The following is a 16878-nucleotide window of genomic DNA, read 5'->3' as shown; positions in this document are numbered from 1 at the left end:
CCGCTATGACCGCGCCTTTGACGCCGGACAGTGAAGACGCCTTGTGCGACGTGGTGCGTGCTGCGGCTGCGGCGGCGACGCCGCTTAGGATCGTGGGGGGCGGCACCCGGTCTGGGATCGGCCGCCCGGTGGCTGCGGCCACACCGGTGTCGACGGCGGGCTTGTCTGGCGTCACCCTGTACGAGCCGGGGGCGATGACCCTGATTGCCAAAGCGGGCACCCCGTTGGCTGAGATTGAGGCGCTTTTGGCGACCGAGCGTCAGTATCTGGCATTTGAGCCGATGGATCATCGGCCTCTGCTGGGCAGCAACGGCACGCCGACAGTTGGCGGCGTTGTCTCGGCCAATGTCTCGGGGCCGCGCCGCTTGCGAGCGGGGGCGTGCCGGGATTTTCTGCTGGGCTTGCGGTTCGTCGATGGGCACGGGCGGCTGGTCAAGAATGGGGGCCGGGTGATGAAAAACGTCACTGGTCTGGATTTGGGCAAACTGCTTTGTGGCGCTTACGGAACGCTTGGCATCGTCACTGAAGTGGCGCTGAAAACCCTGCCGCGCCCGGAACGGGCGGCGACGCTGGTGTTTGATGGGTTGACCGACGCGCAGGCGGTGGCCCTGTTCTGCAAAGCGCTCGGCACCCCGTTTGAAGTATCGGGTGCGGCCTTTGTCGATGGGCGCGCCCTGTTGCGGATCGAAGGCCTGACCGATCAGGTCGGCTACCGCATCGACCGCCTGACCCAGTTGTTGGAACGGCCCGACCGGACTGTGATCAAAGGGGCCGACCATACCCGCCTTTGGGACGATGTGCGCGACGTGCGTACTTTTGCGGACAGCACCGGGTCGGTCTGGCGTCTGTCGGTCAAAGCAACCGATGCGCCGGCGATCACATCGGCCTTGCAGCAGAGCCTTGGGGCGCAGACCGTGCTCGACTGGGGCGGTGGCTTGATCTGGGCGCGGCTACCGCAGGACGCGCCCGCGGCAGCCGGTGCGCACATCCGTCAAATCTTGGCACCGCTTGGTGGCCATGCGACCCTTATCCGCGCGGGCGCAGACTTGCGGGCCGAGACCGATGTGTTTCAGCCTGAACCGGCGCCGCTTGCGGGCCTGTCCGCCGGATTGCGCGCCCGGTTCGATCCCCAGAATATTCTTAATCCCGGCCTGATGGCGGTCTGAAAGGCCTTTTCCGATGCAAACGACATTCACGCCTGAACAATTGCAAGATCCCGCGATTGCGCGATCCAACGAAGTGCTGCGCAGCTGCGTGCATTGTGGCTTTTGTACGGCGACGTGCCCGACCTATCAGGTGCTGGGCGACGAGTTGGACAGCCCGCGTGGCCGCATCTATCTGATCAAGGATATGTTGGAGCAAGGGCGCAAGCCGGATGCCAAGACGGTGCTGCATATCGACCGGTGCCTGTCCTGCCTCGCCTGTATGACCACCTGTCCGTCCGGGGTGCATTACATGCATCTGGTCGACCATGCCCGCGACTACATTAACAAAAATTACACGCGGCCTTGGGATGATCGGGCGCTGCGCTGGGTGCTCGCCCGGCTGTTGCCGCATCCAACCCGGTTCCGTCTGGCGCTGGCGGCGGCGGGTCTTGCCCGACCGCTGCGCAAATGGGTGCCGGATGCCCGGCTACGGGCGATGCTTGAAATGGCGCCAAAACGACTGCCGTCGGTCAGCCGCAATGATGATCCGCAAGTGTTCGCGCCAACAACGCCAAAGCTGAAGCGGGTGGCGCTGATGACGGGCTGTGCCCAGAAAGCCCTGAACACCGATATCAACGACGCCACCATCCGGGTGCTGGCCCGCCATGGCTGCGAGGTGGTGATCAGCCCCGGCGCCGGATGCTGCGGGGCGTTGACGCATCACATGGGCAAAACCGACGAAAGCCACGCCAGCGCGGCGAAGAACATCAAGGCGTGGGTGGCCGAGATCGACGGCCCCGGGCTGGATGCCATCGTCATTAACACCTCTGGATGCGGCACCACGGTCAAGGATTACGGCCATATGTTCCGCGATACCGATTTGGCCGAAGATGCGGCGCGGGTTTCGGCAATCGCGCGGGACATCTCAGAGGTGATGGTGGAGGTCGGCCTGAGTGATGCCACCCGTGCCACGCCGCTTAAAGTTGCGTATCATGCGGCCTGTTCGTTGCAGCACGGCCAACAGATCAAGAGCCACCCGAAGACCTTGTTGAAAGCGGCGGGTTTCACCGTCGTAGAGCCCAAGGACAGTCACCTGTGTTGTGGGTCGGCCGGAACCTATAACCTGTTGCAGCCCAAAATCTCGTCCGAGTTGAAAGCCCTCAAGACAGCGACACTGGAAGCGACCACCCCGGATGTGATCGCCGCCGGAAATATCGGATGCATGATGCAGATCGGCAGCGGCACTGGCTTGCCGGTGGTTCACACCGTGCAGTTGCTGGATTGGGCGACGGGTGGGCCGAAGCCCGGGTCCTTGAATGAACTGTAGTTAATTATTATCGTAAATCAATAATTTGCGCCGCATTGCTCATGCGGCGTTGGGGGTCACCGTTCGCCGCGTCTGTAGGGCTTCATCAAGGCCTGTGGCACCCGAACCCGCCGTGACATCGCCACCAGTGCCACGATGGATAAAACATAAGGCAACATGAGGAAAAGCTGGTAAGGCACTGCTTTTCCGAAGATTGTTTGCAGGCGCAGTTGGTAGGCGTCGAACAAGGCGAACAAGATCGCCCCCAATAGCGCCCGACTGGGCCGCCATGCCGAGAACACCACCAGTGCGATGCAGACCCAGCCCCGGCCTTGCACCATGGTCGGAAAGAAACTGTTGAACGCGGCCAGCGTCAGATAGGCGCCGCCCATGCCCATCAGCGCCGATCCGACCACCACAGCCGCAATCCGAATGCGGATTGGGTCGAGGCCCTGCGCCTCGGCGGCGTGGGGGTTCTCGCCCGTCATCCGTACGGCCAACCCCAGCGGCGTCCGCGCCAGAAGATAGGCCAACGTCAGCGCCAGGCCGATTGCCAGATAGGTTGGCGGCGTTTGAGAAAACAGCGTGGGCCCCAGAAACGGCAGGTCTGACAGCCACGGGATCGGGTAGGGCGCAAACGGCTCAATGGTAGGCGGCGTGCCTTGCACCGGAACTGCCAGCCGAAACAGATAGTAACTGAGCGAGGAACCGAACAGCGTGATGCCAAGCCCGGTGACATGCTGCGACAGCCCAAGGGTGACGGTCATCCCGGCGTGTAGCAGCCCGAAGATCGCGCCAGACAGGGCCGCCATCGCCATTCCAGTCCACAGATCGCCGCCGTTGAACACGGTCAGCCAACCGGCCATGGCGCCGAAGGTCATGATGCCTTCGATCCCCAAATTCAGCACCCCGGCGCGTTCACACAGCAAGGCCCCCAGCGTGCCAAAAATCAGCGGGGTCGCAATGCGCAGCACCGATGACCAAAGCCCCACGGTCATCAGGATATCCCAAAGATCACTCATCTGCGGATCCTGAATTGTGTCAGGAACAAGGCGATCAACATGGTCAACAGCGCAAGGGACACGGTGACGTCGGCAATAAAGCTGGGAACCCCCATAGCGCGGCTCATTCCATCCGCGCCAACGAACATGGCCGCCACGAAGAGGCCGGCAAAAATCACGCCGATCGGGCTGAGCGCGGCCAGCATCGCCACCACGATCCCGGTATAGCCAAAGCCCGGCGACAACGCGGTTGAGACATGGCCCTTGACCCCAAGCACCTCAACCGCACCCGCCAGCCCGGCCAAGCCGCCGGACAGGCACGCGACTTTCAGTAGGGTCAGCGAGATCGGTGCCCCGGCAAAGCGGGCGGCGTCGGCTTGCAGGCCAGCCGCCCGAGATTGCAGGCCAAACACCGTGAAGCGGTTGATGGCGAAGACGACCAACGCGGCCCCGACCGCCACGATCAACCCGGTATGGAGACGCGACTGCGTGACCAATTTCTCCAGCCGAGCCTCAGGCGGAACGGGGACCGATTGCGGCCAGCCAAAGGCCAAGGGATCCCGCAGGAACCCTTCAATCGCCAAGGACACAAAAAGCAGCACAATGAAATTCATCAACAGCGTCGTGACCACCTCATCGACGCCAAACCGCAAACGAAGCGCCACCGGCACGATCAGAAGGATCATGCCTGCCACGGCCCCCGCGACCAGCAGCATAGGGATCAAAAGATAGGCTGGGGCCCCAAAGGGGTTCGCGGCCCCCAATGCCGCAACCGCAAGTGCGCCCGCGTAAAGCTGGCCCTCGGCGCCGATGTTCCAGACCTGCGCCCGAAAGGCCACGGCGGCGGCCAACCCGGTCAGGATTAGCGGCACAGCCCGGGTCAAGGTTTCGGTGATCGCCAGTTTGCTGCCAAAGGCCCCCACCGCCATTCGCCCAAACGCCTCAAACACCGGTGCGCCAGAGAGGCCGACCAAAAGGCCCGCCGCCATCAGGGCGACCAGCACCGCGCTGACCGGAGCCCCGATAACCAGCCAAGCCGGCCGCGTTTCGCGCCGTTCAATGCGCATGCGCGTGTCCCGACCATTCACCAGCCATCATCAGGCCGACCTGCTGTGCATCCAACCCGTCGGTTCCGACTGCCGGACTGAGGCGACCCTTGACGATGGCTTGCACCCGGTCGGCCAGTGCCAAGACCTCATCCAGATCCTCTGAGATTAAGATCACACCACAACCATCTGATCTTGCGTTCAGAATTTCCTTGTGAACGGCTGAAATCGCGCCTTCGTCCAAGCCTCGGGTCGGTTGCGCCGCAATCAGGACTGCAGGGCCATCAATCATGTTCCGTCCAAAAATCAATTTCTGAATATTGCCGCCGGACAGCGTTGCTGTCTCGGTTTCCGGACCACCACCGCGGACGTCAAACCGGGAAATCACATCACGACAAAAGGCCCGGGCGGCGCTGCGTTTGACCAGCCCCCACGACGCAAATCGCGGATCTCCCAAACGCTCCAGCACCGTGTTTTGCCACAGGGGAAAGCGGGCGACCACCCCTTCACGATTGCGATCCTCGGGGATGCGGGCAACACCCCGGCGCAGCAACTCGGGCGCGGTGAGACCTGTGATGTCTGCCCCGTTCAGTTGCAGATCCCCGGAGTGCGGCCGGGCCAGCCCACTTAAGATCTGCGCCAGCAAGGTTTGACCATTGCCGGAAACGCCGATGATCCCCAGAATTTCGCCCTTGTGCAAGGTGAAGTCGATGTCACGCAGCGCCGTCCGCCCGGCCGTTGCGCACAGCCCGCTGGCCTTGATCAGAACCGGGCCTGGGGCCGTGGCGTCGCGCACCGGACGGGTCACCCGGCGTCCCACCATCAGCTCGGCCAGCTCTTCGCGACTGGTGGCCTCGGTGCGCCGCTCGGCCGTCACCCGCCCGGCACGCAAGACCACCACCCGGTCGGCAGTCATTACCTCGTAAAGTTTGTGCGAGATGAAAATGATCGACAAGCCGTCCTTCGCCATCACCCGCAGGGTTTGAAAGAGCCGGTCCGCCTCGGGGCGGGTCAAAACAGCCGTTGGCTCATCAAGGATCAGGATGCGCGCCTGATTGTAGAGTGCCTTCAGGATTTCGACACGCTGCTGCTCGCCGACCGACAGATCATGCACCCGCGCGTCGGGATCAATGGCCAGCCCAAACCGGTCGGCCAAATCCGCCAGTTTCGCCCGTGCCGCCGTGGTTGCCGAGGCCGGATGCCACAGGCGTTCGGTCCCGGTCATGACATTTTCCAGCACCGTCAGATTGGGTGCCAAAGTGAAATGCTGGTGAACCATGCCGACCCCGGCGGCAATCGCATCGCGCGGCTTGCCAAGTGTCAACTCCCGCCCGTCCACCGCCACCCGACCTGCGTCGGGAAGGTAATGGCCAAACAGGATGTTCATCAAGGTGGTCTTGCCAGCCCCGTTTTCGCCAAGCAGGGCCAGGATTTCACCCCGGCCCAACTGAATGGTCACGTCCTCATTCGCCACAATCGCGCCAAACCGCTTGGTGATGCCGTCGAGACGGAGGATTGGGTCAGAGGACATGGTGCGCCGCTACCGCGTGGATCAGGACGGCTCGGACAGATCGATCGGCACTTCGAATGTACCGGCCTTGATCGCCGCGCGGACTTCCTCCATCGGGCCAATGGCTTCGGCTGGAACCATTTCAGGCACGAACAGGATGTCGTTGCCGCCGTCTTTCATCAGGCAGTACTCGGTGTAGTTCCGTCCGGTTCCATTGCCGCTTTCGGTGTCGGCAACAGCCGCCATCAGCATCGGCGTGAAGTACCACATGGCATTCGAGAACACGGTCTCAGGGTAACGCGGCGTGTAATCGATCAGAGATCCGATGGCTTTGACCCCACGCTCTTTCGCGGCATCGGCGGTGCCGATCCGTTCCCCGAACAGGATATCCGCGCCGGCATCGATCTGCGCCAAGCCGGCTTCGCGGGCCTTGGGCGGATCAAAGAAGGTGCCGATGAACCCGACCAAGTGGGTTGCGTTGGGATCGACTGCATTCACACCTTCGCGGAAGCCATTGATCAGCATGTTAACTTCTGGGATCGGAATGGCGCCGACTGCCCCATAGACATTGGTCTGGCTGATGCTGGCCGACAGCATGCCGCACAGATAGGCCGCCTCGTGAGTCCAAGTGCCGAAGGTGCCAAAATTCGGGGACTGTGGCCCGCCAGAGGATCCCATCAAGAACATGGTCTGGGGGTATTGCGCCGCGATCTCACGCATTTCGGCTTCAACGGCATAGGCTTCGCCGACGATCAACTGCACGCCTTGCAGCGCATATTCCCGAGCCGCCCGGCCGTAATCCGTGGCGCTGACACCTTCGGAGAACACGTAATTGATCGCACCGGCCTTGTCGGCCGCGACCAAAGCTTCGTGCATGCGCGAATTCCAAGCGTTCTCAACTGGCGAGGAATGCAGACCGGCAACGGTGATCTTCTCTTGCGCCATCAGGCGCGGGGCGCTGAGGGTCAGGCCCACAGCGGCGGCCCCTTTCAACAGCGTACGGCGCGGCAGGGTAAGGCGTGAGGTCATAGGGCGTTCCTTTGCGAAGTCAGTCGGATTTCGGAGCATATTCTGCGGGGTCAACGGTGGCCGGACGGCCGGGTAAGGATAGGGCACTGCGCCGCGCGGGGGTTTCAGAGATCACCGTTCCGCCCCGAACCACGGCCAATCGGGTGGCACGCAGGCGGATCGCCTCGATTGGGTCAGTGGCTTGCAGGATCACCATATCGGCGCGATGGCCCGGCGCGATGCCGTACTCAGTCAGGCCCATGGCGCGGGCAGCATTGACCGTCACCGCATCAAAACACGCCCGGATCCCGTCGCGTGAGGTCATTTGACCCACATGCAAGCCCATGCTGGCCACCTCAAGCATGTCACCCGAGCCCAGTGAATACCACGGGTCCATCACGCAATCATGGCCGAAGGCCACGTTCAGGCCCGCAGCCATCAGTTCCGGCACCCGGGTCTGGCCACGGCGCTTGGGATAACCGTCGTGGCGTCCCTGAAGCGTGATGTTGATCAAGGGGTTGGCGATCACCTGTAGATCGGCTTCGTGCATCAAGGGGATCAGTTTCGAGACATAGTAGGTGTCCATCGAATGCATGGAGGTCAGGTGCGAGCCCGCGACCCGGCCCTGCAGCCCGTGGCGCACCGTCTCGGCGGCCAGTGTTTCCACATGGCGCGACAGCGGATCGTCACTTTCGTCGCAATGCATGTCTACCGGCAGTCCGCGTTCTGCCGCGATCCGGCACAGCGCCGCGACAGAGGCGGCTCCATCCGCCATGGTCCGTTCGAAATGGGGGATGCCGCCAACCACGTCGACGCCCATGTCCAGCGCCCGGGTCAGGGCCGCAATCGCGCCGTCACTGCGGAAATAGCCGTCTTGCGGAAACGCCACCAGTTGCAGGTCGAGATAGGGTTTGACCCGTTCGCGCACGTCCAGCATGGCTTCTACGGTCAAAAGTCGGGGGTCGCTGATATCGACATGGCTGCGGATCGCCAACAACCCTTGACTGACCGCAAGGTCGCAATAGCGCAGGGCGCGCTCGACCAGACCATCATGGGTCAATTGCGGCTTCAACTCGCCCCAAAGCGCGATGCCTTCCAGCAGGGTGCCGGACTGGTTCATGCGCGGCATGCCCAGAGACAGCGTTGCATCCATATGGAAGTGACAATCCACAAAGGGCGGGCTGACAAGATGACCAGCCGCATCGATGCGGCGGGTTGCTGGGGCGGTGATGCCGGGCTCTACGGCGGCAATCTTGCCATCCAGAACGGCAATATCCATGCCGCGCCGCCCATCCGTCAGAGTGGCGCCAGACACGATCAAATCGAACACGTCACAGGTCCCCGCTCTTGTTCACACGACAGTTATCTTGCGTATTTCACCGGTAAACTGCGGCAGGGACAAGCGAAATCGCCGCGGATCGGGAATTGTCGCCCGGAATTTCTGCGCCAGACGCGCAAAAAAAGGGCAGAGCGTCGGGTATGTGGTGGCCTTGACGCCTCAAATGGCCCGTCCTACCACTGCAATAGCATCGCAGAGGCAGGCCATGATCCCGGATTCCCCGATCGCATCCTTGATCCAACATGACGGCCCGGGCGTATTGGCGGTGATCGTCGGGGTCGAAGGCCCGTCCTATCGCCCGGTTGGGGCCATGATGGCGGTGTTCCCAAACGGCGATCGCAGTGGCACCTTAAGCTCTGGATGTATTGAGGCGGATATCGCGCTTCACGCCGCCCGCTGCCTTGAGGAAGGCACGCCTATGCAAATTCGCTATGGTCGCGGGTCGGTCTATCGGGACATCAGCCTTCCGTGTGGCGGAGGCCTGGACATTCTTCTGCTGCCAAATCCTGACCGTGCGATCCTGTCTAAGCTGAGTGCAGCACAGGCAGCGCGACATGTGGCCAGCCTGCGCATTGATCCAAAGACCGGGGGACTGAGCCTCTGTGAGGATGGGCCGACCGGCTGGGATGAGCACGGGTTCCGGCTGCAGTTCTGTCCGGAGCTGAGGTTTCTCATTTTTGGAAAAGGTCCGGAATCCAACAGCTTTGCGTCGCTTGTTCATGTGTCTGGTTTTCCCGCACTGCTGTTATCCCCGGATACGGAGACCCTCGCGCATGGTGCGCAAGCGGACTGTGCGACGCGCCATCTGGTTCAGGCGGTCTTTCCCGGCGATCTGGCGGTCGACCCGTGGACCGCGATTGTGTTGTTCTTCCATGATCATGAATGGGAGCCGCCGATCCTAACCGCCGCGCTGAGCAGTCCTGCGTTCTATATCGGCGCGCAGGGAAGTCAGCGGGCCCGAGACGCGCGAAACCTGATGTTGCAGGCCGAGGGCGCAACTCCGGCAGAGCTGACCCGCCTGCGCGGTCCGATTGGGTTGGTGCCATCAGCGCGGGATGCACGAACTTTGGCCGTCTCGGTCTTGGCCGAGGTTTTGGCCGTCGCAATGGCAGAGGGGCTGTGATCCGGGTCGGGTTGGTTCTGGCGGCAGGGCAGTCGTGGCGCTTTGGTTCAGAGAATAAACTCTTACAACTTTATAATGGCTTGCCGCTTGCAGATCATGTGGCTGACACCTTTCGGGCGGTGCCGTTGGACCATCGGATTGTGGTCGTGTCAGATCCGCAGGTGGCCGCGCTGTTCGATGGGTTTGATGTGGTTCACCTTGACGACGGCACCAGTGAACAGTCGCGCAGTCTGCGCCACGGGGTGCGGCACGCGGTTCACCGAGGGGCGGAGCGGTTGCTGATCGGGTTGGCAGATATGCCGCTGGTGGATGCGGGGACCCTGACGCAAATCCTGACAGGGTGCACAGACACGACCGCGTCTTGTGCGCGGGGTGTCGCTGGCCCCATGCCGCCAGCCTGTTTTCCCACAGCCATGTTGTCTGATTTGATGACGCTGAAGGGCGACCGGGGTGCCGGGGCGCTATTACGGGATATACCGGTGGCGGCGCAGGTGCTGGTGCCGCCGGACCGACTGCGCGATGTGGATACCCCGGCAGATCTGGCGGGGCTGGATCAGCCGGGCTCGAAGACCTGACCCGACCCAGACGTGGATTCACGCACCAAAAGCGTTGGCGTGATGTCGAGGAACCGTGGCTCGGACGGCGATGCCTTATTTTGCAAAAGGTCGACGATCATGGCGGCGGTCTGTTGTCCGATCTCGCTGGCATGGGCGTCGATGGTGGTCAGGGGCGGCACGGCAATATCGGCAATCTCATAGTCACCGAAACCGGCGATCGCGATGTCGTTGGGCACAGAGATCCCGCGCCGTTGGCATTCGGTCAGCGCCCCGAAGGCCGACAGATCGGACACGCAGATCACCGCCTGAATATCCGGATACCGGGCTAGCAGCGTGCTCATTGCGCGGGCACCTTCGCGCATCGAAATCGGCGGCGGGCCGCTGGCAACCAGACGCCGGGGATCCAGCCCCTGTGCGGTCATGGCGTTGACATACCCGCGTCGCCGATCAAGGCCGCGGGTGTCCCGGTCTTCATCGCCGCCGATAAAGCCGATGCGGCGATAGCCTTGGTTGAACAGATGGGCGACCAGTGGGGCCATCGCGGCTGCGTTGGAAAACCCGACCACATGGCCGATGGGATTGTCGGGCAGATCCCAGATTTCGACCACGGGCACCCGGGCATTGGCCAGCATGCGCCGGGTCTGGTCGGTGTGCTTGCCGCCACTGACCACGATGGCTTCGGGGCGGCGGCGCAGAAACTGGCCGATCAGATGCTCTTCTTCCAGCATGTCGTAATTGGTATAGCCCAACAGGATTTGCAAATCGTGCTGGGCAAGGCCCGTGGACAGCGCCCGGACGGTATCGGCAAAGTTGGCGTTGTTGAGAGACGGGATGGTGACGGCGACAAAACCGGTGCGTTGTGATCTGAGGTTGGACGCCGTGGTGTCGAAGACATAGCCCAACGCGTCCGCCGCTGCGAGAATGCGTTGCCGCGTCGTCTCATTGACCGACGCGTCCCGGCGAAATGCCCGGGACACAGTCATGGGAGAGACCCCGGCCGCCTGCGCCACGTCGATCATTCTCGGAGCTTTGGCCATGATGTCCTATTCCCGGTGCCCGTTACTCAATCGGCAAGTGGTCCCTTCTGCGGGCAGGCCGCGCCCAATCGCTCGGGTGCGCACCTGTCTTAGATTGTGTTATGGTCTGACCAAGCGCTATCGGTCAAACGTCAACCAATGCGCCTTGTCCCTGCACCACTTTTGCAGACAGGGCCATTCCGGCTTCGGCGGCGTCAGCCAACGTGCCCCCTTGCAGCCAAGCGGACAAGAAACCGGCGTTAAAGCTGTCGCCTGCTGCGGTGGTGTCGATCACCGCCGGGGCCGGGGTCGGTTTGAAATAGTTCAGCCCATCGTCTTTTGACCAAATGGTGAGGGGATCAATACCGTTCTTAACCACCACCAAGCTTGCCCCGGCGTCTTCATAGCGTTTGGCGGTCTTTTCGGGCGACCGGTCCCCGAAGGCTGCGGTCTCTTCGTCGAACGAGGGAAACATGATGTCAGAAACTGCTGCAACATCCATGATGCTGGCGCACATTTCTTCGTTGCTGGTCCAAAGGCGTTGGCGCAAATTGGTGTCAAACGCCACCACGGTTCCGGCTTTCCGGGCGGCTGCCAAGGCCGAAATCAACCGGTTCCGGGCGTCTGGCGCAAGGATTGCCACCGTAATCCCCGACAACAGAACCAAGCCCGCTGATGTCAGCATTGTCTCTAGCCGGGCCGGATCGTCGGCCAACAACTTGGCGGCGGATTGCCCGCGCCAATAGGAAAAGCTGCGTTCCCCCCGGTCAAGTTGGATCATATAAAGACCCAAGGTCCGGTCAGAGACCCGTTGGATGTACTGGCTATCAATGCCCTGTGCGTCGACATAGGCCACCAACTGATCCGACAGCGGGTCGGTGCCGACGCAGGTGCCAAATGCTACGGCCCAATCGGCGCCCAACTGCCGGCGAGCGTACCATGCCGTGTTGAACGTGTCGCCGGCAAAGCCCATGCGAAAGGCCCCGTCCTGTTGCGGCGCCAGTTCGACCATGCACTCCCCTAGGGTCAAAAGGGATTTTCTTGCAACTTTCATAACGACCTCGCCGTGGGTGTCCTGTGGCATGGGCTGTGGCTGCGCCACGAACCCTTTGCCATTATCCGGGAATGGTATACCCACATCCCGAGCGGACGAAAGTGGGGAAATGGGCCACGAGACTTTAGATCGCCCCGATCCGTCCCAAGGAGGGCAAATGACGAGCACGCAACACAAGCCGGTCATCGGGTTTATCGGCGTCGGATTGATGGGTCATGGCATGGCCGCAAATATCCTGAAAAGCGGCTATCCATTATGGGTCGTGGGCCACCGCAACCGGGCGCCGGTCGATGATCTTTTGGGCAAGGGCGCGCAAGAGGCAGACAGCCCGCGCGCATTGGCATCGGCATGCGCGATCATCCACCTTTGCCTGAGCAATTCGCAACAGGTCGACGCGGTCATGCGCGGGCCGGATGGCATTCTGGCCTCGGGCAAGCGCGGCCTGATCGTGGTCGATTCCACCACCTCTGATCCCGGATCCACACGGGGGTTGGCGACGGAATTGTCCGCAGCAGGCATGACCCTGGTGGATGCTCCGCTGGGTCGCACACCAGTCGAGGCCGAGGCCGGCACGCTGGATGCCATGGTCGGTGCCGCGCCTGAGATGTTTGATCGTCTGCGCCCCATCATCGACTGCTGGGCTGGCAATGTCACCCATACCGGTCCGGTCGGTTCGGCCCATACCATGAAATTGATCATGAACTTCATTTCGCTGGGCTATGCGTCTTTGTTCAGCGAGGCTTTGACCTTGGGGGTGAAATCCGGCCTGTCGCCACAGATCGTGCGCAATGTGATTGGAAGCAGCCGGATGTCGAACGGGTTTTTCGAGACCTTCATGCGCTATGCGGTAGACCGCGACCCGGATGCGCATAAGTTCAGCATTCAAAACGCCTCCAAAGATGTGCGCTATGCCGCGAACATGGCCAGCGACGGCGATGTGGTAAACTTGATGGGCGCGGCGATGAAGCAGTACTTCACTCATGCTGAGGCAACCGGTCACGGCGCGGCCTATCTGCCGACCATGTCGGATCACATTGCCCGGCTCAGTGGCGTCGATCTGGCCGAGGCGGTCAAGAAGGGCGCACGCGCTGACGACGAATGACTGCGGACGGATTCCAGACGTAACTGGCCGGGGAGGGACAGATGCTGATGAAGAACCACGTGATCGCCTTTGAACAGACCGGATGCCTCCTGCCTGCGGATCGTTCGGCGGCATCAAGCGCGGCCATGATACGCTGGGTGGACGGCTGATGCGCCGAGTGGCCCTCATCACCGGCGGCGGGCGTGGGATCGGACGGGCGACAGCCCGGCTTGCGGCGCAGGCCGGTTATGATGTTTGCATTGCCTATCGCCGCGATCATCTGGCAGCCCAAAGCAGTCTGGACGCTTGTCTTGCACAAGGCGCGGTTGGCACCCTGTTTCAGGCCAATGTCAGCGACCCGGTGCAGGTCGACGCCCTGTTCGCCCATTGCGCAGCGACATTGGGCGCCCCGACCTTGCTGGTCAACAATGCCGGGGTCATCGGCGGGGCCACGCGTCTGGTCAATCTGGCGCCCGAGACGCTGCAAGCCACCTTTGCCACCAACGTCTTTGGCAGCATCTATTGCTCCCAAGCCGCGGTGCGCTGCATGTCGACGGAGTTCGGCGGGCGCGGCGGTGTCATCATCAACCTGTCTTCGGTGGCAGCGGTGCAGGGCAGTCCCGGTGAATACGTCCACTATGCCGCCACAAAGGGCGCGATCGAAACCCTGACGATTGGTCTTGCCAAAGAAGTCGGGCCGCAAGGCATCCGGGTCAATGCGGTTCGCGCCGGGACCACGTTGACCGACATTCATGCCCATGCAGGCAACCCGGACCGTCCGGGAATGGTCGCCCGCAACGCGCCGTTGCGCCGGGCTGCAACGCCTGAGGACATTGCTGAGGCGATCCTGTGGTTGGCCTCTGACAAGGCCAGCTTTGCGACGGGTGCGATCCTGCCGGTCACCGGCGGGCTTTAGGGCATTTCCCAACCTTTGCCGGGTCTTCGCCTAATCATAGCCCTTGCATTTGGTATACCAGACCGGGAAGATGCCGGCAAAACCTGACCCGCTGTGACCAGATTGGATCCACTCATGAGCGACACCCGCGCCCACAAGAAATTCCGCTCGCAGGAGTGGTTCGACAATCCCAACAATCCCGGGATGACTGCCCTCTATCTGGAACGCTATCTCAACCAAGAATACACCCGCGAAGAATTGCAGGGCGAACGGCCGGTGATTGGCATCGCCCAGACCGGGTCTGACATCGCGCCCTGCAACAAGATCCACGTCTTTTTGATGGATCGGGTCAAGGCAGGCATCCGCGATGCGGGCGGAATTCCCATGGAATTTCCCGTCCATCCGATTCAAGAGACCGGCAAACGACCAACCGCCGCACTGGACCGCAATCTGGCCTATCTGAGCCTTGTGGAAGTGCTGCACGGCTATCCGATCGACGGGGTGGTTTTGACCACCGGCTGCGATAAGACAACGCCGGCCATGCTGATGGGGGCCGCAACGGTGGACCTTCCGGCCATCGTGCTAAGTGGCGGACCGATGTTGGACGGGTGGTGGAACGGTAATTTGGCCGGATCGGGAACCATCGTCTGGGAAAGCCGCCGCCTTTTGGCCGAAGGTGAGATCGAATATGACGAATTCATCAGCCGGGTCTGTGCCTCTGCCCCCAGTTTGGGCCACTGCAACACCATGGGCACCGCCAGTACGATGAACGCGCTGGCCGAGGCATTGGGCATGAGCCTGACCGGCTGTTCGGCCATTCCGGCCCCGTTCCGCGAACGGATGGCGATGGCCTATCAGACCGGTCGCCGTGCGGTTGGCATGGTGCATGAAGACCTGAAGCCGTCGGACATCATGACCCGGCAAGCCTTTGAAAATGCGATCGTAACAAACTCGGCGATTGGTGGATCGACCAACGCGCCGCCGCACCTTCAGGCGATTGCCCGCCATATTGGTGTCGATTTGCATGTCACGGATTGGCAGAAGATCGGGTTTGACGTGCCGCTGTTGGTCAACATGCAACCTGCGGGAAAATACCTTGGCGAAAGCTTCTATCGCGCGGGCGGTGTTCCGGCGGTGATGGGCGAATTGCGCAAGGCGGGCCGCTTGCACGAGGATGTGGTGACGGTCAGTGGTAAATCCATGGGCGAGGCGCTTGGCAAATGGGAAAGCCGCGATACCGATGTGATCAAAACCTACGATGCGCCATTGCGCAAAAACGCTGGTTTTTTGGTGATTTCGGGCAATCTGTTCGACAGCGCCTTGATGAAAACCTCCGTCATCTCTGAAGATTTCCAGAAGCGGTTCCTGTCGCGCCCGGGCAAGGAAAACATCCACGAAGCCCGCGCCGTGGTGTTTGAAGGCCCCGAGGATTACCATGACCGGATCAACGATCCGAACCTCGGGATCGACGCCGACACCATCCTGTTCATTCGGGGCGTCGGCTGCGTCGGCTATCCGGGTTCGGCTGAAGTGGTCAATATGCTGCCGCCAGATTCCGTTGTAAAACAAGGCATTAACCATCTCCCAACCGTTGGGGATGGCCGCCAGTCGGGCACATCGGAAAGCCCGTCGATCCTGAATGCTTCGCCGGAATCGGTGGTGGGCGGTGGCCTTGCCTATTTGAAAACCGGCGACCGGGTGCTGCTGGATCTGAATGCCAGCACGTTGAATGCCTTGGTGCCGGACGAGGAATGGGCGGCGCGCAAAGCCGCTTGGACGCCGCCGACCATTGTCAACCAAACCCCGTGGGAAGAAATCTATCGCAGCCATGTGGGGCAATTGTCCGAAGGTGGCTGTCTGGAACTGGCCACGGCCTATCAGAAGACCGCCAAGGATTTACCGCGCGACAACCACTAAGCCTTTGAGCTTGGACCAAAATACAGCATCGGACTGACGTCGGACTTTTGTCGGACTTTTATCGGACCGTCACAGCGGTTCGACGTTAGTGCCCCTAAGAGGAATTGTTCATGACTGACACGCAGAAAACCATCTTGATCACCGGTGCCGGCAGCGGAATTGGCCGGGCAACCGCCCGACGCTTCCTTGATGCGGGCTATCGGGTGGCATTGGTGGGACGCCGCGCCAGCGCATTGGAAGAGACCGCAGACGGCCATAACGATGCGCTGATCCTGCCATGTGACGTGACTGACGAGACACAAGTGATGAATGCTTTCGTCACGTTGGGAAAAGACTGGGGGCACTTGGATGTGCTGTTCAATAATGCCGGCGCTGGCCTGCCCAGCACCCTGATTGACGAAATCTCGGTTGCCGATTGGCACAAGGTGTCGAGCGTCAACATCACCGGCATGTTCCTGACGGCCCGGGCTGCCTTTGCGATGATGCGCCGCCAAGACCCGATGGGCGGACGGATCATTAACAACGGCTCAATCTCGGCTTCGGTGCCGCGCCCCGGTTCAGTGCCCTATACGATGTCGAAACACGCGGTGAGCGGGTTGACCAAAACCCTGTCGCTGGACGGCCGCCCCTTCAACATTGCCTGCGGACAAATCGATATCGGCAACGCCCTGACCGACATGGCGGTGGCCATGACCAAGGGTGTGCCGCAGGCCGATGGCAGCAATAAGATTGAGCCGGTGATGGATGTGGCCCATGTGGCCCATTCCGTGCTGCATATGGCAGAATTGCCGCTGGACGCGAATGTGCAATTCATGACCGTCATGGCGTCGGCAATGCCGTTGATGGGACGTGGCTGATACATAATAGAGACGGAAGAGCG

The 16878-nt window shown here is 61.6% G+C and carries 15 protein-coding genes; 8 read left to right on the top strand and 7 right to left on the bottom strand.

Translation table 11 applies throughout. The features are described 5' to 3' along the window. Positions 1-5: 5 nt before the first annotated feature. Together glcE and glcF are read left to right on the top strand one after the other, a co-directional pair. Complete coding sequence (gene glcE / locus BV911_RS04950; protein ID WP_205963794.1) at positions 6-1166, top strand: glycolate oxidase subunit GlcE; 1161 nt, start codon at positions 6-8, stop codon at positions 1164-1166. A gap of 13 nt (positions 1167-1179) precedes the next feature. Further along, positions 1180-2472, top strand: coding sequence for a glycolate oxidase subunit GlcF (gene glcF, locus BV911_RS04945; protein ID WP_086052481.1), 1293 nt, complete (start codon positions 1180-1182; stop codon positions 2470-2472). Positions 2473-2528: 56 nt separating this feature from the next. Here glcF and BV911_RS04940 read toward each other — a convergent pair whose 3' ends face one another. The 5 genes from BV911_RS04940 to BV911_RS04920 are packed head-to-tail and all read right to left on the bottom strand — an operon-like array spanning position 2529 to position 8346. After that, positions 2529-3473 carry an ABC transporter permease gene (locus BV911_RS04940; protein ID WP_086052480.1) on the bottom strand — a complete coding sequence of 315 codons (945 nt, stop codon included), beginning with the start codon at positions 3471-3473 and terminating at the stop codon, positions 2529-2531. Next, entirely contained in the window at positions 3470-4519 is a 1050-nt protein-coding gene (locus BV911_RS04935) for an ABC transporter permease (protein WP_086052479.1), read from the bottom strand. The genes BV911_RS04940 and BV911_RS04935 overlap by 4 nt, the downstream gene beginning before the upstream one ends. After that, positions 4509-6029, bottom strand: coding sequence for an ABC transporter ATP-binding protein (locus BV911_RS04930; protein WP_086052478.1), 1521 nt, complete (start codon positions 6027-6029; stop codon positions 4509-4511). The genes BV911_RS04935 and BV911_RS04930 overlap by 11 nt, the downstream gene beginning before the upstream one ends. A 21-nt stretch (positions 6030-6050) precedes the next feature. After that, complete coding sequence (locus BV911_RS04925) at positions 6051-7037, bottom strand: BMP family protein (RefSeq protein ID WP_086052477.1); 987 nt, start codon at positions 7035-7037, stop codon at positions 6051-6053. 19 nt (positions 7038-7056) lie between these two features. Next, on the bottom strand, positions 7057-8346 hold the full coding sequence (locus tag BV911_RS04920) for an amidohydrolase family protein (RefSeq protein WP_086052476.1): 1290 nt from the start codon (positions 8344-8346) through the stop codon (positions 7057-7059). A 214-nt stretch (positions 8347-8560) separates the two neighbouring features. Between BV911_RS04920 and BV911_RS04915 the strand changes: the two genes are divergently transcribed. Both BV911_RS04915 and BV911_RS04910 read left to right on the top strand, forming a co-directional pair. Continuing rightward, positions 8561-9478: an XdhC family protein gene (locus tag BV911_RS04915; protein WP_168183980.1), complete on the top strand. Its 918-nt coding sequence runs from the start codon at positions 8561-8563 to the stop codon at positions 9476-9478. Continuing rightward, positions 9475-10053, top strand: a complete 579-nt coding sequence (locus BV911_RS04910) for an NTP transferase domain-containing protein (RefSeq protein WP_168183979.1) — start codon at positions 9475-9477, stop codon at positions 10051-10053. The genes BV911_RS04915 and BV911_RS04910 overlap by 4 nt, the downstream gene beginning before the upstream one ends. Here the strand turns inward: BV911_RS04910 and BV911_RS04905 are convergent. Together BV911_RS04905 and BV911_RS04900 are read right to left on the bottom strand one after the other, a co-directional pair. Then, entirely contained in the window at positions 10032-11072 is a 1041-nt protein-coding gene (locus BV911_RS04905) for a substrate-binding domain-containing protein (RefSeq protein WP_240512150.1), read from the bottom strand. The two genes, BV911_RS04910 and BV911_RS04905, sit on opposite strands and share 22 nt — an antisense overlap. Positions 11073-11196: 124 nt before the next feature. Further along, a complete protein-coding gene (locus tag BV911_RS04900; protein ID WP_086052472.1) occupies positions 11197-12105 on the bottom strand; it encodes a sugar kinase in 909 nt (302 codons plus the stop codon). A gap of 157 nt (positions 12106-12262) precedes the next feature. On the opposite strand from BV911_RS04900, the gene BV911_RS04895 reads away from it, so the two are divergent. From BV911_RS04895 to BV911_RS04880, 4 genes are all read left to right on the top strand, one after another. Next, the gene (locus BV911_RS04895) at positions 12263-13207 is read left to right on the top strand and encodes an NAD(P)-dependent oxidoreductase (RefSeq protein ID WP_086052471.1); all 945 of its coding nucleotides are present in this window, start codon (positions 12263-12265) and stop codon (positions 13205-13207) included. An 82-nt stretch (positions 13208-13289) separates the two neighbouring features. Continuing rightward, positions 13290-14102 carry an SDR family oxidoreductase gene (locus BV911_RS04890; protein ID WP_240512148.1) on the top strand — a complete coding sequence of 271 codons (813 nt, stop codon included), beginning with the start codon at positions 13290-13292 and terminating at the stop codon, positions 14100-14102. A 114-nt stretch (positions 14103-14216) separates the two neighbouring features. Beyond that, positions 14217-15998: an IlvD/Edd family dehydratase gene (locus BV911_RS04885; RefSeq protein ID WP_086052470.1), complete on the top strand. Its 1782-nt coding sequence runs from the start codon at positions 14217-14219 to the stop codon at positions 15996-15998. A gap of 110 nt (positions 15999-16108) precedes the next feature. Beyond that, entirely contained in the window at positions 16109-16855 is a 747-nt protein-coding gene (locus BV911_RS04880) for an SDR family oxidoreductase (RefSeq protein ID WP_086052469.1), read from the top strand. Positions 16856-16878 lie beyond the last annotated feature (23 nt).

The sequence above is a fragment of the Pseudoruegeria sp. SK021 genome, from assembly GCF_002119405.1.
In the GTDB taxonomy this organism is placed as follows: domain Bacteria; phylum Pseudomonadota; class Alphaproteobacteria; order Rhodobacterales; family Rhodobacteraceae; genus Meridianimarinicoccus.
This window is presented reverse-complemented; position numbering and strand designations above follow the sequence as displayed.

Excerpts from the sequence above, each read along its gene's own strand:
- BV911_RS04895 (WP_086052471.1), top strand. The coding sequence starts at position 12,263 with ATGACGAGCACGCAACACAAGCCGGTCATCGGGTTTATCGGCGTCGGA.
- BV911_RS04940 (WP_086052480.1), bottom strand. The coding sequence starts at position 3,473 with ATGAGTGATCTTTGGGATATCCTGATGACCGTGGGGCTTTGGTCATCG.
- glcE (WP_205963794.1), top strand. The coding sequence starts at position 6 with ATGACCGCGCCTTTGACGCCGGACAGTGAAGACGCCTTGTGCGACGTG.
- BV911_RS04935 (WP_086052479.1), bottom strand. The coding sequence starts at position 4,519 with ATGCGCATTGAACGGCGCGAAACGCGGCCGGCTTGGCTGGTTATCGGG.
- BV911_RS04880 (WP_086052469.1), top strand. The coding sequence starts at position 16,109 with ATGACTGACACGCAGAAAACCATCTTGATCACCGGTGCCGGCAGCGGA.
- BV911_RS04890 (WP_240512148.1), top strand. The coding sequence starts at position 13,290 with ATGCCTCCTGCCTGCGGATCGTTCGGCGGCATCAAGCGCGGCCATGAT.
- BV911_RS04885 (WP_086052470.1), top strand. The coding sequence starts at position 14,217 with ATGAGCGACACCCGCGCCCACAAGAAATTCCGCTCGCAGGAGTGGTTC.
- glcF (WP_086052481.1), top strand. The coding sequence starts at position 1,180 with ATGCAAACGACATTCACGCCTGAACAATTGCAAGATCCCGCGATTGCG.
- BV911_RS04930 (WP_086052478.1), bottom strand. The coding sequence starts at position 6,029 with ATGTCCTCTGACCCAATCCTCCGTCTCGACGGCATCACCAAGCGGTTT.
- BV911_RS04915 (WP_168183980.1), top strand. The coding sequence starts at position 8,561 with ATGATCCCGGATTCCCCGATCGCATCCTTGATCCAACATGACGGCCCG.
- BV911_RS04905 (WP_240512150.1), bottom strand. The coding sequence starts at position 11,072 with ATGGCCAAAGCTCCGAGAATGATCGACGTGGCGCAGGCGGCCGGGGTC.
- BV911_RS04900 (WP_086052472.1), bottom strand. The coding sequence starts at position 12,105 with ATGAAAGTTGCAAGAAAATCCCTTTTGACCCTAGGGGAGTGCATGGTC.
- BV911_RS04925 (WP_086052477.1), bottom strand. The coding sequence starts at position 7,037 with ATGACCTCACGCCTTACCCTGCCGCGCCGTACGCTGTTGAAAGGGGCC.